Source organism: Biomaibacter sp. TOL (assembly GCF_059717795.1).
In genome coordinates this window covers 1,248,494-1,268,246 of sequence record NZ_AP046092.1, presented here as the reverse complement: position 1 = coordinate 1,268,246, position 19,753 = coordinate 1,248,494, and the positions used below count along the sequence as shown (strand labels likewise).

Sequence of the window (19,753 nt, the reverse complement as noted above, 5' to 3'; positions counted from 1 at the left end):
GACATGCTTGTAATTTTTTAAAAATACATCTTGTCGAAACTTGTCAATTTTGGTAGAATAAATTAAATATCACTGCAAAGAAGCTTTTTTCAGATTTAACAGGCTTTTTTCGTGATATTAATATAAGATATTGAAAAAAGAAAGAAAAGGAGGTATGGTTATCCAGTATTGAAGGAGGTGGGTAACCGGGCGTTATGATGGGAAGGGTTTTTAAAAGTTTGAGATTAAAAATGACCGTGGCCTTTGGTCTGGTAGTTCTTATTGGCTGCCTTGCTCTTACTTTTGTGACGGAGCGGAGAGCGTCTGTCGCTCTGGAAAGCGAAGCGAGGGAGGCGATGCTCAGGGCAGCCAAGCAGGCTGCCGATACCGTGGAAAGCCGTATAAATGCGCGGGTATATGTGATGGATGCCATCAGCAACATGAGTTCCATTCAGAGCGTTTCGGAATCGTCGGAAGGCTCCCTGGAACAAACACTTTCGATTCTTAACGATGAACTGAAATGGGCGCAGAACATAGGCTTTAAACAGTTTGGCATAGCCGATAAAAGCGGAAATGCCGTCTTTTCGGATGGCAGCAAGGCTAATGTTTCCGATAGAGAATATTTTAAAGTAGCAATAGAAGGCAAAACGAATATATCGAGCACCATTGTCAGCAGACTCGACAGCTCGGTAATTTTTGCAGTGGCTTCTCCTTTGCGCAACAAAGTCAACAAAGATATAACCGGCGTGATGATAGGGCTGGTGAATGCCGAAAAAATCAGCGATCTGGTGGGCAATATAACTTATGGCCGTAGTGGTTATGCATTCGCAGTGGATGACCGGGGCAAAATAATTGCACATAAAGATTCGGCCAAAGTGCTGGAGCAGGAAAATGTCACTGAAAAGGCAAAAACCGATGCTTCTCTGGCCTCTTTTGCTTCTGCGGTTAGAAATATGATTCAGGGGACTGAAAAAGTTGAAACATATGAGCTCCAGGGCCAGAAGTACATAATCGCATATGCGCCGCTTAAAAGCACCGGCTGGTCGCTGGCTGTGGTAGCACTGGAGAGCGAAGTGATGGAAAAAACTGCAAGCCTGAAACGCTGGGCTCTGATTGCTTCTACGATTATCATACTATTAGCCCTTGCGCTGACATATGCATTTTCTACCAGTATAACAACCCCTCTGGCAATGGCTGTAGCATTTCTGGGGCATGTGGCCGCCGGAGATTTTACTGTAACAGTGCCGGAAAAATTTATGCGCATGAAGGATGAGACCGGGAAGCTTGCCGCCGCGCTTGCACAGCTTCAGGCGAATATAAGGCCGCTACTTTCGGATTTGAAAAAAGACGCCGCGCAGCTAGCCAGCAGTTCCGAAATCTTGAACAGCACTTCTGAAGAAATTGCGTCTTCTTCCCAGGAAGTGGCGCAGGCCATACAGGAGGTGGCTTCCGGCGCTTCCGACCAGGCGGGGCACCTGCAGGACATCTTGAGGCTTACGGAAAATATTACATCCAGCCTGGATAAGGTCTATAAAGAACTCGGCAATGTCCGCCAAAATAGCGAGAAAACTGCGGGTCTTACCGATATCGGGAAGAAGGAGTTGGATGAGCTCGTAGGTTCAATTGAAAGCGTGCGCAATGCCTTTAATGAAGTTGCTCAAAAACTTGCTGTTCTGGATGGTTCCGTAAATCAGATCGGCGAAATTTTGCAAGTAATAAATGATATAACTGATCAGACAAACCTCCTCGCTTTAAATGCCGCCATTGAAGCTGCACGGGCGGGAGAAGCAGGCCGCGGCTTCGCGGTGGTGGCTGAAGAAGTACGCAAACTAGCGGAGCAATCCCGGACTTCATCAGATAAAATAAAGGTGCTTTTGGGGAGAATTGCATCGGAGACGAAGAAAGCAGTAAATACATCCGAAGAAGTCGGCAAACAGGTAGTCGGGCAATTAAACAAAATTGAAACTACTGTAAAGGCTTTCGACGATATACTGGATTCGACCGTCGCAATAATGCCTATGATAGAAGAAACATACCGACAGGTGGACAGTACGGTAAAGGCGAAAGACGTGATGGTGGACCGCGTCCAGAGTATAAGCTCTGTGGCTGAGGAAACGTCTGCGGCAGCTGAGGAGATATCTGCTTCTGCACAGGAGCTTTCGGCTTCAACTGAGGAGATAGCCTCTTCAACCGAGGAAATATTGAAAGTGGCAAAACGGCTCGAAGAACAGGTAGGAAAGTTTAAAGTATAGGTGTTATATAATTCTGAAGTATAATACTGAAAGTAAAATATTGAGCTGCGGTTTTCCGCAGCTTTTTCTATTTGCACCGCCGGGGTGAGTTATCTTGAGTTGGATTTTCTTTTCCTTTCTCTATTTTACTATATTATTTTTCTATTTTGTATAAGTGTTTTTGTTGTTTGTCACGGATTCAGGTATTATTAAATGCTTCCTCAACGGTTTTTAGAACGAATCCCGCATCTTCAATAGCCATTTTAGCATCTTCGGGGCCATATTCTTCAGTAGGTATAAAATCATCAGCGCCGTAAAAACTAAGTTCTCTTTCCTTCCGCAGGCGTTTTGATATCTTTTTGATATCTTCAAGTCGTTGTTGTAAGATGGCAGGAAGGGAATCCTTATGCTTTTCAAGTATGCGGCCAACGTCATGTATTTTTGGCACTTCCACACCTATGGCTCTCAGAACGGCCTTTAATAATAATTCCACCATTTCTTGGGCTTCTCTGACTACGTCAGAATAAGAACAATTTTCGCTGTAAAAACCCAGCGCCTTGAATCTAATCCTTGCTTTTTCCAGATAAGCTAAAGTTAAGGAATCAATTTTCATAATTGGGTACCTCCTAAAAATTCACCTTTTTCTGTTCCCCACTCCCAGAAGTTGCCGTATCTAACCTTTTTTGCGCCACATCGGATTATTAAACTCTTTGTAGATTCGATAATGCGAGATATGATGCCTTCGGGATCATATAAGATTTTATTATGCTCAACCAGATCAAAATAGATGGGTTGAAAGTTAAGCGATTCTTCCTTTGATAGAATATAAGGGGAAAGCTCGCACAGTATATTCTCTTCCTCATATAATTTCTGAGCTAAAAAATCAAATTCGAGTTCTACATTGTTGATGAAATCCTGAATGCGTTTGCTGAAACCCGGAGCTTTTTTTAAAATTATCAACAAATCCAGGTCGGAATTTTTTCGGTTTTCAAGCCGTGCATATGAACCAAAAATTGCCAGACCCAGGAGCAAATCTCCATAGTAATCATGTATACGCGTCAGCACGCAATTAAGATATTGCTGATGTAGCTGCGAAAAAGTCTTAAGTTGGGAAATGCATTCTTCAATATTTTTATTGTGTATCATGTGATCACCATCATTTATATTAAAATCTCGTTTTTATTATATCAATCAATCAAACATAGGGCAACGATTTTCTAAAATATATTTCGCGATTCACTATGAAGAGTGCCGAGCGATGGCTTACATCTTGAAAGCCTCTTTGCGAAAGTTCCTATACAATATTTGCCTTTATTTTCAAAAAAGATAGAGAAAAACCTCATGTCGGCATTATCCTTAGCAGCGGCCTGGGAGAGATGGCCGAATTGGTTGAAGAACCGGTATGGTTATTTGAAAAAAACTTTTGTAAGACTGTTTTTATGAATATATGAGTAAATCCTGACAAAAAATAAAAAGGACAGATTATTATCGCCAGTTGTTTTAAAAAAGCAGGATTTATTAAAAATATCTAGAATTAATAATATTAAAAAGAATATTAATGAAAAGGAAGTGGAGTTTACCATGTTTAAAAATCTGTTTACTCCAATAAAAATTGGCAAAATGGAACTTTCCAACCGTCTTGTTGTACCTCCTATGGTAATGAACTACTGCAATGAAGACGGCACCGCTACCGAAAGATTTATAGCCTATCATGAAGCCAAGGCAAGAGGCGGGTGGGGGCTTATAATCACGGAAGATTATGCGGTAGATCCGAAAGGAAAAGGTTTTTCAAGGTTACCCGGTCTCTGGGATGACAGTCAGATCGACAGCCACATGAGACTAACCGAAAGAATACATAAGTATGGTGCGAAAATAGTGGCTCAAATCTACCATGCGGGAAGGCAGACAAATCATTTTGTGATAGGGTCTCAACCTGTGGCGCCTTCACCGATTCCTTGCCCGTCGAATCAGGAGATTCCGCATGAACTTACCGTGAAAGAAATCAAGGAAATTGTGGAAAAGTTTGGAGATTGCGCTTTCAGAGCTAAAAAGGCTGGGTTTGACGGAGTTGAAATACACGGTGCTCACGGGTATTTGATAGCACAATTCATGTCTCCTTATTCCAACAAGAGAACCGATGAATACGGCGGAAGTTTGTACAACAGAATGCGTTTCCCGTTGGAAATCATTTCGAATATAAGGGCAAAAGCCGGTAACGACTTCCCAATAATTTTCAGAATTTCTGCTGATGAATTTGTTCCCGGCGGAAGAACTATAGAAGATACCAAAGCCATTGCAGTCATGCTTGAAAAGGCCGGCATCAATGCCATTCATGTGTCCGCTGGAGTCTACGCCAGCGCTCATACCATTATACCACCGGCTGCCGTTCCCCATGGCTGGATTACCGATTTTGCGGCAGCGGTTAAAAAAGTTGTATCGATACCGATAATTACAGTGGGGAGGATAAACGATCCCTTCCTGGCGGAAGAAATCATCGCTTCCGGTAAGGCCGACCTTGTTTCAATGGGCAGGGCCTCGCTGGCGGATCCTGAATTGCCCAACAAAGCCGCGGCAGGCAGGTTCGAAGATATACAACAGTGTATCGGCTGTATGCAGGGATGTATAGAAAGGCTATTTAAAAATATTGACGTAAAATGCCTGGTAAATCCCACGCTGGGAAGGGAAATAGAGTACAAGATAACACCCGCAGATAATAGAAAGAAGGTATTTATAGCGGGTGCAGGTCCGGCGGGGATGGAAGCTGCAATAGTTGCTGCAAAAAAAGGCCATGATGTCCATCTTTATGAAAAAACCGATAGATTGGGTGGGCAGTATTTACTGGCGGCGGTTCCGCCGTTCAAGGGAGAAATTACCACATTTATCAGCTGGCAAAAAACACAGTTAAATAAACTGGGTGTTAACATTCATTTAAATACCGAACTTACTCCTGATGTAGTGGATATGGAAAAACCGGATGCTGTTATAATTGCCACCGGCAGCAAGCCTTCGATTCCACATATCCCCGGAATTGACAGGCAGAATGTAGTAACCGCCCATGATGTTTTGAACGGCAAGGCTGATACGGGCCACAATGTAATCATCGTAGGTGGCGGCCTGATCGGTTCGGAAACCGCCGACCATCTGGCCAATCATGGGAAGAAAGTTACAATAGTAGAAATGTTGCCGGAAATTGCGAAGGATGAAGAGGCAAATGTAAGGTACTTCTTGCTGAAAGACCTGGAAGAAAAGGATGTTGCTATATATACAAATGCTGTAGTTAAAGAAATTGTTGATGACGGTGTAATCGCTGAACTGGCTGGCAAAGTGGAAAAAATAGGTCCTGCCGATACTATAGTTATTGCAGTAGGTGTAAAACCCGTAAATGACCTTGCAATAAAACTGGAAGGTAGAGTTGAGAGGGTAATAACTGTTGGCGATGCTCTGGAGGCGAGAAAGGCTCTAGAAGCAATAGAAGAGGGATACAGCGCAGGTCTGGAAATATAGAAATATACACTAAGAAACATAAAGCTGCGGGAGACCGCAGCTTTAAATATATTCCGGAAATACAATTTTTTATAGTTCTATCGCTTTCTTATGATATAATTAAAATAAAGAATGCCTGTCAACTTTTTTAAGGAGCATATTATGCCGGAACAAAAATCAGTAGAATTTGAAAATCTGATAGACGAAAAGCTGGACCTCATAGCCGAGCAGGATTTTACAAGGCTCATTGAGCCCATGAAGGATATCATCATGCTGGCGGGAGTCATGAGCGCCATGGCCGCCGAGCGGTTCTGGGACAACCCCCGGTACGCCTACGATACCTTTAGGGTTTTTGACATTCTGCTCCGGGGGACCTTTTACGACGAGGAAGCCGTCCAGGGCGAAAAAGAGATGGTATACAGGTTTGAGCGGGTGTACGGCGAGCCCGCATCCATTGATATTCCCCGCCTCATCCGCCTTTGTCGAAAAAACAACTGGGTGACCGATGCCGCCCAGCCGCCCCTGCGCCTCACCACCATTGGAAAGCGCATGGTGGAACAGCTTTTCCGGCTGGCCAACGACGCCCTGGCATACCATTCCCGCCCGCCGCTACTGAAGGAAATCTACCAAGCCCGGCGGGACCTGCAGCTGGCAAAGGCCTATGAAGACGTGGGGATTGGCAGGCACGACACCATAGCCAGTGTCCTTTCCAACCTGGAAAACGCCATAGCCGACCTCAGGTACCAGAGGGAAAAGTACATCCAGGACAGGAAGGCCATAGAGAAATACCACGCGGTCATGAGCCTTCTGGAAATGCTGGAAAAGGAACTGGAGGCCCGCTTTAAAGCGCTGGAGGGCATAATCGACCGGCGTCTGGAAAAGCAGCACAACAGGAGCACCCTGGTTTTTTACCGGCTGCTCACCGAGCTCTCGCTGCTTTTGGGAGAAAATGCCTATACTTCCCAGGCGGACCTGGGCCGACGGGTGGTGCAGGTGGACCGGGACAGGTTTTTAAAGTACCTGGTGGATTCTTTCAGCGGCAGCCTCCCCGGCCTGGCGCTGACGCCCCTGGAGGTTCTGGGTTACATGGAGGAGGGCGTGTATGAAGAGATAGCCGGTGAGGAATTTGCGGGGGAAGAAGCGGAAGGTGAGCCGCCGGGACTGTGGCTGCCCTTTTCGCTGCCCCTCTGCCTCTACGAGGAGGACATTTACCGGGGGGTTTCGGTTATTAATGAATGGATAGAAAACTGGGAAGAACCCGGGGAAGACGGTGCATTCCGTTTGGAAGTGACTTATAAAAAAGCGAAGACGGTCACCACCGGAGAGCTTTCCGAGATTATAGGTTATGCATCATCCATAACCGACGAGCTTGCCACCGATACCAGGCCTCTGGTGGAAGCTATAAGGCACAGCCCGGCGCGGCCCATGCACGAAATACTGGAAAAGGTGGCGCCCGAGTGGGGCGATGCAGTCAGGAACATGATGGTGATGAGCTTTCTCATTAACGAACAGGAGGTAAGGACAATTGTGGCCGAGGAAGCGGCAGCTCCTGAAAACAATTCAGCCCGGGACTTGGGTGCCGCCGGTGACGGGCAAAACCGCAAGACTTGCTCAAAGAAAAACTGGCGTTTAAAATATCCCGGCGACAAGGTGAGGCTGGTGAAGGCCACCGCCGCCCTGGGGCGCCATCTGGAGGCAAAGAGCGTTTATGGAAGGATTTAGCTACCTCAATACCGTCGAATCGCAGGCCCTCTCCGAAATCCTCATATCGAGCAAAAGCCTTACCGGCGTTACAAAAGACAGGGTCAAAAAAATCCTGCGCACACGGGACGATGAGGCATTTTACATGTTTGTGAGAAAGGTGAACGATATTTTCCGGGGCGCTTTAAAAGTGGTTTACGATGAGGAAAAGGACAGGTGCCTCGCCATGGCCAGGGCCAGCAGGAAATTTGTCCAGGAGGTGCTGGAAGACAGGCATGTGGCGCTGCTCATGTTCATGTATTACATGGGCATGACCTCCAGGACCGGCAGGATTACATTTGAGGAAGTTCACTCCTATTTTCAAAGGTCATCTCTTTACGCCGAGAGAAAACTGCTTTCGGCCCTGGATCATCTGGTGAAATTCGGCTTTTTGCGTGAAGGGGAGGAGTCCGACGGCGATGAGAAAAAGCGCGTATACTACCTGACCGAAGCCGCAAGGCACGTGTTTCCTGAAAATTTTCTAAAAAGGGTCCTCAGCGAATCCCAGGGCGGCGAGGTATCCTTCGAGCAGGTGAGGGATTTCTTTAACATAGGAAAAGATGCGCCTGGAGAGGACGGGGGCGGCGAAACGCAAATAACGCTGGTCTAAGGGAGGTTGTCATGTATCCCGTTAAATTAAAGGTTTACGGCATCAGAGACTTTATCCCCACCGAGATCGACCTGGGCGGGGAAAAAGACCATGTGCTCATTGGGGGCAAGAACGGCTCCGGCAAGTCCACCCTGGTCTACGCCATGTCTTTTGCCTTGGTGAGCGGCAGGGTTTCCATAGACGGTCTGCGGTCCAAGCTCATAAAAAGGAATGAACACTGGCAGGCGAGGGTGAGCGTGCTCTTTCATAACCCTCCCGGCCCGGCCCGGAAGGACGCCCCTGAATATGTGGAACTTTCGGCGGAGGTCAGGTCCCGCGCAGGCACCGAGAGCCGTCAGGTCATATACAGCATGGCCGGAGGAGAAGCGGAGGACAGGCTGGAACCCATCAAGAGGTTTCAGAGCAGGCAGGAGGCCTGGGAATACTACAAAAGGGTATTTGACATTGATGCCGAAGGTTACTTCATGTTCTGGTACCAGGGCTCCATAACGGAATTCGCCAACATATCCGATGCCGCCCGTTTTGAGAGGGTGGCCCAGATGTTCGGCATCGACAGGATAAAGGAAGAGTGGGAAGAGGCCAGGAGGGCCATGGAAGAGGCGGAGGATGACTTCAACAAAGCCAGGAGTTTTGCACTGATTCAGCAGCAGCGCCTCCGGCACTACGAGAAAAACAAAAACGAACTGGAGAGCCGCGACAGGCTCAGGGCCGAAGGTCTCCTGCTCTATGACGCCTGCTGCGGGGAAATAAAAAAGATCCTGGAAAGGGAACTTCAAGACCTGAATAAAAAAATTTATGATATCGAGGAGTCACTGAAGGCCCAGACCGCAAAATATGAAGAGGTGTCGAGAACTCTGCGCGACCTTGAAAGAGAGCTGGCCGGGCAGCAGGTGCTTTTAAAAAACGCCCAGGACGAATTTGCTTCGCTGAGCGGTGAACATACGGCTCTGAGGCGAAAAATCGAGCTATCCGAGCAGGAAAAGCAGCAATTGGAAATCAGGGTAAAAGACGTCAGGAACAAGCTGAAATACATCCGCAGATCCAAAGAAGAACTCCAGGAGGAGAGAGGCCGCCTCAAGGCCGACCTGCAACATCTTCAGAGCCAGATAGAGGAAGCACGGGAACAGCTGGAGAAGCTCGAAATCGAAAAAGAGGCGGTAAACCGGGATATCGGCAGAGTGGATGACAGACTTTCCAGGGTCAATGAAAAAATTGAAGAGTACAGGGAGCTTGACTCAAAACTTGCGCCGCTGGCCTCGCTTTCCGCGGAGGAAGCCCGGTTAAAGTCCCGGAAGGAACAGGATACTTTAAAGATAATCATCCTTGAAGACGAAATCCAGTCCCTCAAGGCAAAACAGGCTTTTCTTGAAAGCAGGAAATCTCCGGTTTTGATAAAACAGGCCGAAATCATGGACAGATTAAGGGCAAAAGGTGTGACCTGCGCGGCTTTTGGGGAATTGTTCCGGGTAAAGGATAAAAATTCCTTCGATATTGTGGAAGAAATGCTCTCACCGCTGAAGCATACCGTTTTTGCCTGGCATTTGCCCGATGATGTAGCGGTGGAGGCGCCTTTTTATGTGGTAGACCTTTCGAGGATCGAAAAAGGGCCCGGCGGCTTTGTGCAAAACGGTGAAGCGCCAGGGGAAGCCGGAACCTTGCTGCCGCTAATGGAGTTCCTAGAGTTTTCCGAAAGGGCGAAGGAGTCCTGCGGCGGCGAATTTCTCGAGAAGGTGCGGCGGTGGACCTCGGGCATAGCGGTGGACACCGCGGCGGCCGGCAAAAAGGATGACGACGGTGCAAAGCCCGGCATCCTCGGATTCCCAGGCGGCCTGGTGCTCCGCCGGTCGATGCTCTGGGACGGATTCGGCGTAAGAGGCCCTTATGACAGGAGCCCGGCCATCGGCGAAGAGGCTTACAGGAAGGCCCGGGAAGAAGTGGAAAAGGCAATACTTAAAAAGATGGAGGAACTCAAGGAATTAAAAAAACAGGAAAAAATGTGTGAAGACGCTTTGATCGGGCTGCAACAGAACATCGCAAAAAGGAGGGAAGTGGACCAGAATCTGCCGCTCTTGCTGGAGGAGCGGGGGAAACTGTCCAATGAACTCGCGTTTATGGAAAATCGCCTGAAAGAAAAGAGCCAGGCCATAGAAGAGCTGAGGAAAGTCGATGAAGAATTGAAGAAGCAGGTGACCATAAAGGAAAACATGTTGAAACAGGTGGAAGGCGAACTTTCGGTCTATGCCGAGTATGACAGGGAATACGCCTCCATAAAGAGGATAGAGGAACTGGAGGCTTTTATCGCCGAAAGCCAGGCTCAAAAATCAGCCCTGGACCTGCGGCTCAAGGCCCTTCAGGACGCGATGGAAGACGCCCGCAGGAACATCAGGCAGATAGACGGCAGCAGGAATGAGGCCGCATCCAGCATGGATTTTCTGGAAAAAAGGATAAACGCTCTGGAGGAAGAGAAAAAGCGGCTGCAGGATAAAAAAGCCACCGTCGAGATAGAAATGGAAGAAAGGGATAGAGAATACCTGCAAATAAAGGCGGAGTATCATCATGTCATCGAGGAACTGAAGAATACGGGCAGGTGGCTTCCCGTGAAGCTGGAGGAAAAAGAGAAAAACCGGTTCAACCTCGACAGGAAACTGAACGAAGCCAAGGACAAGCTGGAAGAAGCCAGGCTCAGGGTGGTGGATGAGGATGCCCGGCAGAAATATGAAGATTACCTGGCGGAGTACAATATGGCCAAAAAAGAGATGGACGAGTCTGAGATGAGGTTCAATGCCCTGAAAAAGAAGGAAGAACAAAAGCGCGCCGAGTACGACAAAGCGGTGTATTACCGCTGGCAGAGGACCAACCAGAGGTTTTCAGACTTCATGCAGAGGCTTCACATGGTGGGAAATATTGTCTCCGTGCCGCCGGATGAGGATGGGAAAAACAAGGGATACAGGTGGGAACTGCACGTGGCCACGAAAGCGGGGCACAGGCCCGAAAAGATCTTTCCGGAAAGCGGCAGGATTGTGGGCGAGGGAATTTCCGGAGGGGAAAGGGCGGCGGTTTCCCTGGTATTTGCCCTGGCGCTGCTGAGCGATATAGAAGACAGGCCCCCATTTTACGTGCTGGACGAGTTTGACAGCGCCCTGGACGAGGAGAGAAAACACGAGATCTTTGATTTATACCGGGAGGTGCTGGACCGCAAGCTCATCATCGTATCCCCTAAAGTCCACGGCGATCAGTATCTCAACCGCTTTTCCAAATTCCTGTGCGTCGTGGCCAATCCCGGCGTGCTGCCCAACCAGACCGTGAGCGAGGTGTATGAAGTCACGAGGGAAGGCTATAAAGAAGCGGAACTGGAGGAATAACATCGGATTTAATAAATCCGAAAAACCCTGTCCCAGTCGTCGGGTCCGCCGAGAAGGCTTTCCTGCTCGCGGTTTAAGAGGTCGGGCCTTTCTTTTATTTTTTCCGTGAATTTTTCATAATCAAGACAGGAAAGGTTATGACCTTCGATAAAGACCACCCGGGCCGAGGGGAAAAGATGGTGGAGCTCCTCCACAAAGGAGATTCCCGGCGAATCGCTGTCGGTCCAGATGTAGCACGGGGTATGGGGGGCGGCTTTTTGCAGCAATTTCAAGAATCTGTGGTGGGAAAGCCGTAGTCTGCCGTCGATGCCCACCACAAAAGATCCGGGGCTCTTCCTAAACCATCCGGTCTTATACATCTTGATGAGCAGCGCACGATTTTCGGTGAGGATTATCCTCCCGGCAGGGGTGGATAAGCTTTTCAATTCTTCCACCTCAAAATTGGTGATGGCGTGCAGGGAATCTAAAGATAAGGTCCGGAATTGTCCATTTGATGGATTTTCCTGCGGCAAATCGCTTTCCTGTCCAATACACCGGTTTTGGCTTTCGGCGCAAAATGTGAGTTCAATCTTTCCCAGGATATATACGGGGTACAGGCTGCCGCGGGAGGTGAGCCCCAGGTCTTCAAGGGGCATTCCACATATTTCCTGGACCAGGTCGAGAAGTTTTTCCCTGTCTCTGTCAAACATCTTGGAACCGCCTATAGCCTGCTGCGCCTGTGCACCCAGCTCTTTCCACTCAAAGCCTTCCGGCGACCTCCCTGCCACTTTCAGTACTGAGAGCAGGAACTCCACCGCCAGGCGAAACTTGTCGTTAGGCTTATCCCACCTAAAAGTCCAGGGTAGGGAATCAGCAATCCGGACGCTGCGGAAATACTCCCGTGTATGTTCCCCGTTTTTCCCTCGATCTTCATGAAGCCCTGCTATTTCTGCAAGTTTATTTTCCAGAAACCGCTTTACGGTCCTGAGCGCTTCGACTTTTGCGTCGCCTGTCAGGGCAGGCCCCGCTCCGGACTTCGGCGTCGGGGCGCTTTCCACGGACGGCCCATATGATTCCGGGGTTTTGACCTCAATGTCTTTGAAGGCATTCATGATGGAGTCCAGCCATTTTCGATTTTCTCCGGCAAGTTTAAATGCGGCCTCACGGATAATCGTGCCGAGCGGCTCCATGGGGCCGTAGGAAATCGAGTGAATGGATTTTTCGTCGCTTTTGAGACGGATGAACCTTCCCACCAGGCCGGAGTCCAGAGCCAGCCGGGACAGCAGGTCCGGGTCGCGGGAAAGCTTCTCCGACCATTTTTTGCAAAAATCATACCACACCTGTTCAGTCACGGCTTTTCCCTCATAGAAAAAATCGCTCAGGGCCTGGAGAAAATCGCATGGAAGGCTTTTTGCCTCCTGGAAGGAGGCTTCCCGGAACTCCAGAATGCCCGCCACCCTTTGCCGCCTTTTGCTTTCCGAGTATACCGGCCATTCCCATTTTCCCCCGGAAAAGCTTGGCTTTTCCGCCGGTCTCCAGTCTTTTAACAGCCTTACCCATCCTGGAAACATGTAAATTACCCCTTTTTGTAAAATGCCAGTTTAAATATAAATGATAAATGTTTTTGTGGTTTATCTAAAAACATTATATCACAGCGCGAAAGAATTTTTAAAATCCAGCTTATTACAAAAAAATGCTGGTTGTTATTCTTATCTTATTTAAGAGAGTTTTCAATTATTATTGAATGCAATAATATCGAGGTCGCAAGGGAACAGGCGGTCAATGGTATCCTCCAATTCTTTTATGAATACGGGGTTTGTCTGCTATTTCTGAAGTTGCTCCATTCAGAAAATATATTTCGTTTCTTCTATGACAATGATAAAATAACAAACAGATAGGAATTCGTTTAAATAAGGTGGAATGGAGATGGGCATTACAGTTAGGGAAGCACTTCGAATAGGGGAATTGAAAAATGCGAAGGTGATAGCTGGCGAAAAGGGCGTTGATAGAATCGTAAACTACGTGATTACGATGGATGTTCCTGATGCTGCCAAGTGGATCAGAGGAAATGAACTTTTGCTTACAGCGGCGTATGTTTTTATGAATAATCCCGATATGGAGAAAACCTTCGTTTATGATTTGGTCGAAAGAAATTGCTCTGCTCTTGCCATAAAACCCGGAAGATTTATTGACAGAATTCCACCGCAGATAATAGAGTCCGCAAATGAAAAAAATTTCCCAATTATTGAACTGCCGGTATATGTAGCCTGGCATGATATAGTAAATCCTATCATGCTGGAAATATTGAACAAAGAGGCAGGCATTATAAAGCGTTCCTTTGAAATACACGACGAGCTCATGAAGGTTGCGCTGCAGGGTGGAGATCTGGCGGCCGTTGCCGGCACTCTTTCCTATCTTTTAAACTGCAATGTTTTTATAGAAGACGAAAGTTTTAATCTTTTATCCTTCTCAAACTGCCGTGGTACCTGCGATGCATTAAGCCTGGAGATAATAAAAAACGGCAGGATTCCTCTTGACGTGATTGAAGAGATGGATAAAAAAGGAATATTTAATAAGATAAAAACATTTAAAAAGCCCGTGAGGGTGAATCTAAGGAGTAGAGATAACTGTTATACAAGAGTAATAGCGCCCATTATAATTAAAGGCGAAATATGCGGTTATATCACTTTGATTGAAAACGACTCGCGATTTGGTGATTTTGATTTAATAGCCGCTGAACAGGCGGCAACAATCGCCGCACTTGAGATCATGAAAAAACAGGCAGTAAAGCAGGCCGAAGGAAAAGTAAAGAGGGAGTTTTTTGAAAATATCCTTGCGGGAAATATAAAGGATGCCTCACAGATAAAAAGCCGGCTGAAATATTATGGCGTGAATTTTAAAGGGGATATTGCCGTGATAGTCATCCATATGAATTATGAAAGCGCTTTAAAAGCAGAAGAAGAAGATTTCAAGGGCCTTGAAAGTGAAATGGCGCCGCTTTCGCATGTGATATTGAGAAAAGGTGAAGATATAATAATAATTTGCAGTTTCTCCGACGGCAGAACAATGGCAAAATACGATAAAATTAATATTCTGTGCAAAAATATATTAAAAAGTCTGGGGGGCTCAAAAGAGGTAAGAGTTGGTATCAGCGATTTTCATGACGATGTAGCAAAAATATCTGAAGGATACATTGAGGCTAAAAGATCCCTGGAACTTGCGGATATGTTAAAAAATGGTACCGGCAGCATAGTGTTTTATAAAGATGTATGGGTATATGATTTTATTTTAAGCTGTAAGGAAAACGAAAATCTTAAAAAATTCTGCGATAGAAGACTTCTCAAACTCATCGAATACGATTCAAAAAACAAAGAGGAAAATTTGCTAAACACCCTGAGAGTTTATCTTGATTGCACGGGCAAACATAATATGGCCGCCGAAAAGCTTTTTATCCACCGGAACACCTTAAATTACAGATTAAACAAGATAAGAGAGATACTCGACTGCGACCTGAACGACCCTTCCACCAGGTTGAGGCTCGAGATTGGTTTAAAAATAGCTAACTTATTATAATAAAAGAATCTTTGATTCTTAATCCTGGGGTATAAATTTATTCAAGATTTTATTTGAAAAATTACAGCTTCTTTATTGGGCATTTTGCACAATTAAGAAGCTGTTTTTTATTATTAATGCAATAGGTTAAACATATTTTATTGTGTTAAAATTAAAAATAACAGTATGGTAGCAATATTATAAAAATTATACGGCAAAGGAGGGATTTGATGATATTAGATATAATTGTGCCCGTATCTACCGATATATGGAACAAAGAGGTGGAATTGGAAGCCGAAAAAATAAAAAGCCCGGGCATACAGGTGAGGGTAACGTCATTAACGAAAGGCCCTGTATCGATAGAGTCGGAATATGATGAAGCATTCGCAAGCCCCTGTGTCATTTCACAAGCGGAAGAGTTAGAAATGAATGGTTCAAATGGCGTAGTAATATACTGTTTTGGAGAACCTGGCTTGCATGCATGTAAGGAAAAACTGAGTGTACCTGTGGTGGGACTAAGGGAAGCGGCCGTATCCATGGCAAAAATTTTGGGTGACAGGATTGGCGTTATCTCCACTATAAAAAGTGCTGTCCCAAGGCATGTTAGAGCTTTAAAACATGAGGTACATAAAGTGGTGGCTGTGGATATGCCCGTTCTGGATTTTGTAAATGTTCGCGAACTGGAAAAGCGAATAGAAATGAAAATTCAGGAACTAATAAATTATGGCTGCAATGTCATAGTTTTGGGATGCGGGTCAATGTTAAATATAGACATAAAAAGGATGCAAAACCAATACGGCATACCCATCGTTATCCCGCTCGATGCTGCTGTAGCCGTCTGTGAGTATTTGATGAAAAATAATTTAAAACAGAGCAAGCTGACCTATCCTTTTCCGCCGAATAAGGAAATTAAATGATTATCTTATATTCTGTGCAAAATGCATAAAATAGACTATGTTTTTTGTGATAAATACATAACGAAATACAAGTATACAATATGATAAAATTAAGAATCAAAATGCAATACTAAAGGAGCGATATCGTGGAGGATATTCTAAATATAAAAATCGACGAGTATTTTGATGAGTTGGTAAAGAATCTTCAAGAATTTATAAAGATTCCAAGCGTTTTGGATGAAGAAAAGATGGATGAAAGCTTTCCCTTCGGGCCCAAAATAGATGAAGCTCTTAGATGGATATTAAAAAAAGGCGAAGAGCTGGGATTAAAAACAAAAAATGTGGACGGGTATGCAGGATATGTTGAGATAGGTAACGGCCCTGAGATGGTAGGGATATTGGGCCATATAGACGTAGTCCCGGCGGGGGCAGACTGGTCAGTGGATCCTTTCAGCGGTGAAATTAGGGAAGGAAAAATATATGGGCGCGGTTCAGTAGACGATAAGGGACCTATTTTGGCTGTACTGTACGCGTTGAAGGCAATAGAAGATTCCCGTCTGCCGGTTTCAAAGAGAGCGCGCCTCATTATAGGAACCGACGAGGAGAACGGTGCAAGATGCATAAAGCATTACCTTGAAAAGGAAGAGACGCCTGTATGCGGTTTTTCTCCGGATGCAGAATTTCCCATAATACATGCAGAAAAGGGCATTTTGCGCTTTGAATTGACAAAAAGCTTCGACGAGGGCCCAAGATCCGGGGCGAATCTAAAAAGAATTCGGGGCGGAACCCGTGTGAATGTGGTACCCGACTATGCGGAAGCTTTAATTGCCGATGTGACTTTAAAAGATCTGGTATCAAAAATTGAAGAAAAGGAACTTGAAAGCAAGCTAAAAATAGAGGAAACTCCCGAAGGAATTGTTGTAAAAGCAAAGGGTATCTCTGCCCATGCCAGTTACCCGGGGGACGGGGAAAACGCCATTCAAATACTCTTGAATTTCCTAACACTGATTGATTTTGGCGGTAAAGAGGCAAAAACTTTCATTGATGCGGTAGCTGGTAAATTAAAAATGGAGTCAGATGGAAAAACTCTTGGAATATCCTGCAGTGACGAGATTTCGGGAGCTCTAACAATAAATCTGGGCGTAGTGGATTTTGATGAAAAACGGGGGAGCCTTAAGTTTGACATAAGGTATCCTGTAACGGGAGACGGAAACGATATAATTGCAAATCTCAAAAAAGCTTTCGACGATCTGGGAGCGGAATTTTTGATAAACCAGCACAAATTGCCTCTATATGTCGAGCCGGAAAACGAATTTATAAAAAAACTGCAGGGCGTATATAAAGAGATGACCGGTGATGAACCAAAGCTCCTGTCAATAGGAGGGGGCACATACTGCAGGTATATAAAAAATACTGTTTCCTTCGGTCCTGTTTTCCCCGGACAAAAAGAACTGGCTCATCAGAAGGATGAATATATTGCTCTTGAAGATCTGAGGAAAATAGCAAAAATTTATGTTCAGGCAATTTATGAATTAATAAAATGAAACCAGTTTTATTTCAAGACATCTGTTTAAAAACTTTTATTCTAAAGAAAGGATGATTCACTGTGGAGTTGAACATCGGAATAGAACCGGCAAAAGAATATTTGAGCTTCGAACTTGCAAAAGGTGCTCTAAAACTGGTGAAAGACGTAATGCTGGTTAATGAAGGAGAGAATGTTGTTATAACCGCCGATTCTTCCGCTGATAGAAGAGTAGTTGAGGCTACGGCCAATGCAGTTTACAGCATAGGAGCGATGCCGACCGTAATATATTATCCCACTGCACCCAATGCGTGTATTGAACCTCCTGCTCCTGTGGGAGGAGCAGTTGCGAAAGCAAATGTCTGGATAGAATACACCTATTCTTATGTCATGCACTCGCCTTCCTGGAAAAAATCTCTGGAAAACGGTTGCAGGTATATATGTCTTACCGGTATGGATGTGGAAATGCTGGTGAAGACGATTACGAGGGTGGATTATGACCTGCTTATTGAGTTGGGAGAGTTGTTTAAAGATACGATCCAATCTGCGGATGAAATAATAGTTAAAAGCGATAATGGCACTTACCTGATAGCTCATAATCGTGGCAGGAGGGTGCGCCATTCAGGGCAGAAGGCCACTCAAAAAGGCTATCCCATCATGCTGGGCGGCCAGATAAGCTGGTGTCCGGTAGAGAGCACCATTGACGGGACACTGGTCTTTGATGGAGCTCTGTGGCCGCCGCTGGAGCTGGGGTTACTCAAGAATCCGGTCAAACTGGAATTAAAGGAAGGCCGGGTGGTAAGCATAGACGGAGATGTGGAAGCGAAGATCTTTGAAAACTGGCTGAAATCGATGAATGACCCGAACATGTACAGGCTTGCACACTATTCTCTGGGCTTCAATCCTGGGGTGACAAGACCCACCGGCAGGATAGTGGAAGACGAAAGGGTATTCGGCTGCATGGAATTCGGCATCGGCAGCCAGGGAGCATCAATCATGGGAGAATGCTGGTCGGCCGCTTCACACACTGATGGAATTTTATTAAAACCAACGATTATTCTTGACGGTAAGGTTTTTGAAGAAAACGGTATATATCAGCTGCCGGAAGCAAGAGAGATATGCAGGAGATTGAATGTGGCGGGGTATTGATGTAATCTCGGAATTTTTTCTTACGTAATTAAAAATGTTTATGATTTTAGTGCTACGATTAATATGCTGAATGTATTTTTAAAGTCAAATTTTATCTTACTAATGTATGAAAGGAAGGTAATATTTATGGAATTAAATATAGGCATTGAAACAAGGGATGAATTTTTATCCTTAGAACTTGCAAAAAGTGCAAGAAAATTAGTGGAAGGCATAATGTTAGTAAAAGAGGGTGAAGAGGTAGTAATTACAGGAGATACTTCTTCGGATAGGCGAGTTATAAAAGAAGTGGCCAAGGCAGCATACTCTGCAGGAGCCGTACCTACGGTAATATGGTATGATACCAGGCCCACCGCTGTGATGGAACCTCCCAGGGTAGTTGCGGGAGCTGTAAAAAATGCGGACGTCTGGATAGAGTTTTCGTACGCATATATACTTCATACCCAGGCCTGGAGACGTGCTTTGGACGAAGGCTGCCGTTATATCTGCCTGACCGGTATGGATGCTTTAATGATGGTGAATACTATCGGCAGGGTTAATTATTCTAAGATGCTGGAGTTAGGTGAAAAATTGCGGCAATTAGCCGAACATGCCGATGAGGTGATAATTCAAAGCCCGGCGGGAACAGATTTAAAAGCTTACAATAGAGGCAGAAAGGTAAGACAATCTGGTAAGCTGGCAGATACTAAAGGCGAACCTATAATGCTTGGCGGACAGGTATCATGGTGCCCGGTTGAGGATACTATTAATGGAAAGCTTGTATTCGACGGTGCTTTATGGCCCCCTGCTGAATTGGGTCTATTGCGTTCACCGGTTGAGCTTACTCTTGAAAACGGAGTTGTGAAAAATATCGAAGGAGGGGCGGAAGCGACAATATTTAAAAGATGGCTGGCAGCCTTTAATGACCCGACTATGTACTGGCTTGCCCATTATTCTCTGGGATTCAATCCAGGCGTAACTAAACCCACCGGGAGGATCGTCGAAGACGAAAGGGTATTCGGGTGCATTGAAATGGGTCTGGGAAGCCAGGGACCTCAGATAAAGGGCAAGACATGGAAAAGCGCTTCCCACACCGACGGAATAGTGTTAAATCCAACGATAATTTTTGATGGAGAAGTCATAGAAAAAGAAGGCAAATATGTTCATCCAGAGCTAGTAAAACTTTGCAGTGAACTGGGAATATAATTAAGAATATTAACAATGGCTATATCCTTTTGGAGGTGATGTTTTATGCATTGAGCAAATACCAATAA

Annotated in this window: 13 protein-coding genes; 10 read left to right on the top strand and 3 right to left on the bottom strand. The window is 45.6% G+C overall.

Annotated features, from left to right (window positions below):
* Positions 1–194: 194 nt before the first annotated feature.
* Positions 195–2,231 carry a methyl-accepting chemotaxis protein gene (locus tag AC6I1H_RS06345; protein WP_497740119.1) on the top strand — a complete coding sequence of 679 codons (2,037 nt, stop codon included), beginning with the start codon at positions 195–197 and terminating at the stop codon, positions 2,229–2,231.
* Positions 2,232–2,409: 178 nt separating this feature from the next.
* Here AC6I1H_RS06345 and AC6I1H_RS06340 read toward each other — a convergent pair whose 3' ends face one another.
* Positions 2,410–2,823: a HEPN domain-containing protein gene (locus tag AC6I1H_RS06340; RefSeq protein ID WP_497740118.1), complete on the bottom strand. Its 414-nt coding sequence runs from the start codon at positions 2,821–2,823 to the stop codon at positions 2,410–2,412.
* The gene (locus tag AC6I1H_RS06335; RefSeq protein WP_497740117.1) at positions 2,820–3,356 is read right to left on the bottom strand and encodes a nucleotidyltransferase domain-containing protein; all 537 of its coding nucleotides are present in this window, start codon (positions 3,354–3,356) and stop codon (positions 2,820–2,822) included. Before AC6I1H_RS06335 ends, AC6I1H_RS06340 begins: the two co-directional genes overlap by 4 nt.
* 435 nt (positions 3,357–3,791) lie before the next feature.
* Between AC6I1H_RS06335 and AC6I1H_RS06330 the strand changes: the two genes are divergently transcribed.
* From AC6I1H_RS06330 to AC6I1H_RS06315, 4 genes are all read left to right on the top strand, one after another.
* Positions 3,792–5,714 (top strand): oxidoreductase, encoded by a 1,923-nt coding sequence (locus AC6I1H_RS06330; protein WP_497740116.1) that lies wholly within the window; start codon positions 3,792–3,794, stop codon positions 5,712–5,714.
* Positions 5,715–5,855: 141 nt separating this feature from the next.
* Positions 5,856–7,415, top strand: a complete 1,560-nt coding sequence (locus tag AC6I1H_RS06325; protein ID WP_497740115.1) for a hypothetical protein — start codon at positions 5,856–5,858, stop codon at positions 7,413–7,415.
* Positions 7,402–8,043 (top strand): hypothetical protein, encoded by a 642-nt coding sequence (locus tag AC6I1H_RS06320; protein WP_497740114.1) that lies wholly within the window; start codon positions 7,402–7,404, stop codon positions 8,041–8,043. The genes AC6I1H_RS06325 and AC6I1H_RS06320 overlap by 14 nt, the downstream gene beginning before the upstream one ends.
* Before the next feature lie 11 nt (positions 8,044–8,054).
* The gene (locus AC6I1H_RS06315) at positions 8,055–11,405 is read left to right on the top strand and encodes an AAA family ATPase (protein WP_497740113.1); all 3,351 of its coding nucleotides are present in this window, start codon (positions 8,055–8,057) and stop codon (positions 11,403–11,405) included.
* 8 nt (positions 11,406–11,413) lie between these two features.
* Here AC6I1H_RS06315 and AC6I1H_RS06310 read toward each other — a convergent pair whose 3' ends face one another.
* A complete protein-coding gene (locus AC6I1H_RS06310) occupies positions 11,414–12,955 on the bottom strand; it encodes a hypothetical protein (RefSeq protein ID WP_497740112.1) in 1,542 nt (513 codons plus the stop codon).
* Between the two features lie 355 nt (positions 12,956–13,310).
* On the opposite strand from AC6I1H_RS06310, the gene AC6I1H_RS06305 reads away from it, so the two are divergent.
* The 5 genes from AC6I1H_RS06305 (at position 13,311) to AC6I1H_RS06285 (ending at position 19,685) form a co-directional block, all read left to right on the top strand.
* Positions 13,311–14,957, top strand: a complete 1,647-nt coding sequence (locus AC6I1H_RS06305) for a PucR family transcriptional regulator ligand-binding domain-containing protein (protein WP_497740111.1) — start codon at positions 13,311–13,313, stop codon at positions 14,955–14,957.
* Positions 14,958–15,166: 209 nt separating this feature from the next.
* Positions 15,167–15,853 carry an aspartate/glutamate racemase family protein gene (locus AC6I1H_RS06300; protein ID WP_497740110.1) on the top strand — a complete coding sequence of 229 codons (687 nt, stop codon included), beginning with the start codon at positions 15,167–15,169 and terminating at the stop codon, positions 15,851–15,853.
* Positions 15,854–15,978: 125 nt separating this feature from the next.
* Positions 15,979–17,376, top strand: a complete 1,398-nt coding sequence (gene pepV / locus AC6I1H_RS06295) for a dipeptidase PepV (RefSeq protein WP_497740109.1) — start codon at positions 15,979–15,981, stop codon at positions 17,374–17,376.
* A 62-nt stretch (positions 17,377–17,438) separates the two neighbouring features.
* A complete protein-coding gene (locus tag AC6I1H_RS06290) occupies positions 17,439–18,503 on the top strand; it encodes a 2,5-dihydroxypyridine 5,6-dioxygenase NicX family protein (RefSeq protein ID WP_497740108.1) in 1,065 nt (354 codons plus the stop codon).
* Positions 18,504–18,629: 126 nt separating this feature from the next.
* Positions 18,630–19,685 carry an aminopeptidase gene (locus AC6I1H_RS06285; protein ID WP_497740107.1) on the top strand — a complete coding sequence of 352 codons (1,056 nt, stop codon included), beginning with the start codon at positions 18,630–18,632 and terminating at the stop codon, positions 19,683–19,685.
* The last annotated feature ends 68 nt before the right edge of the window (positions 19,686–19,753 follow it).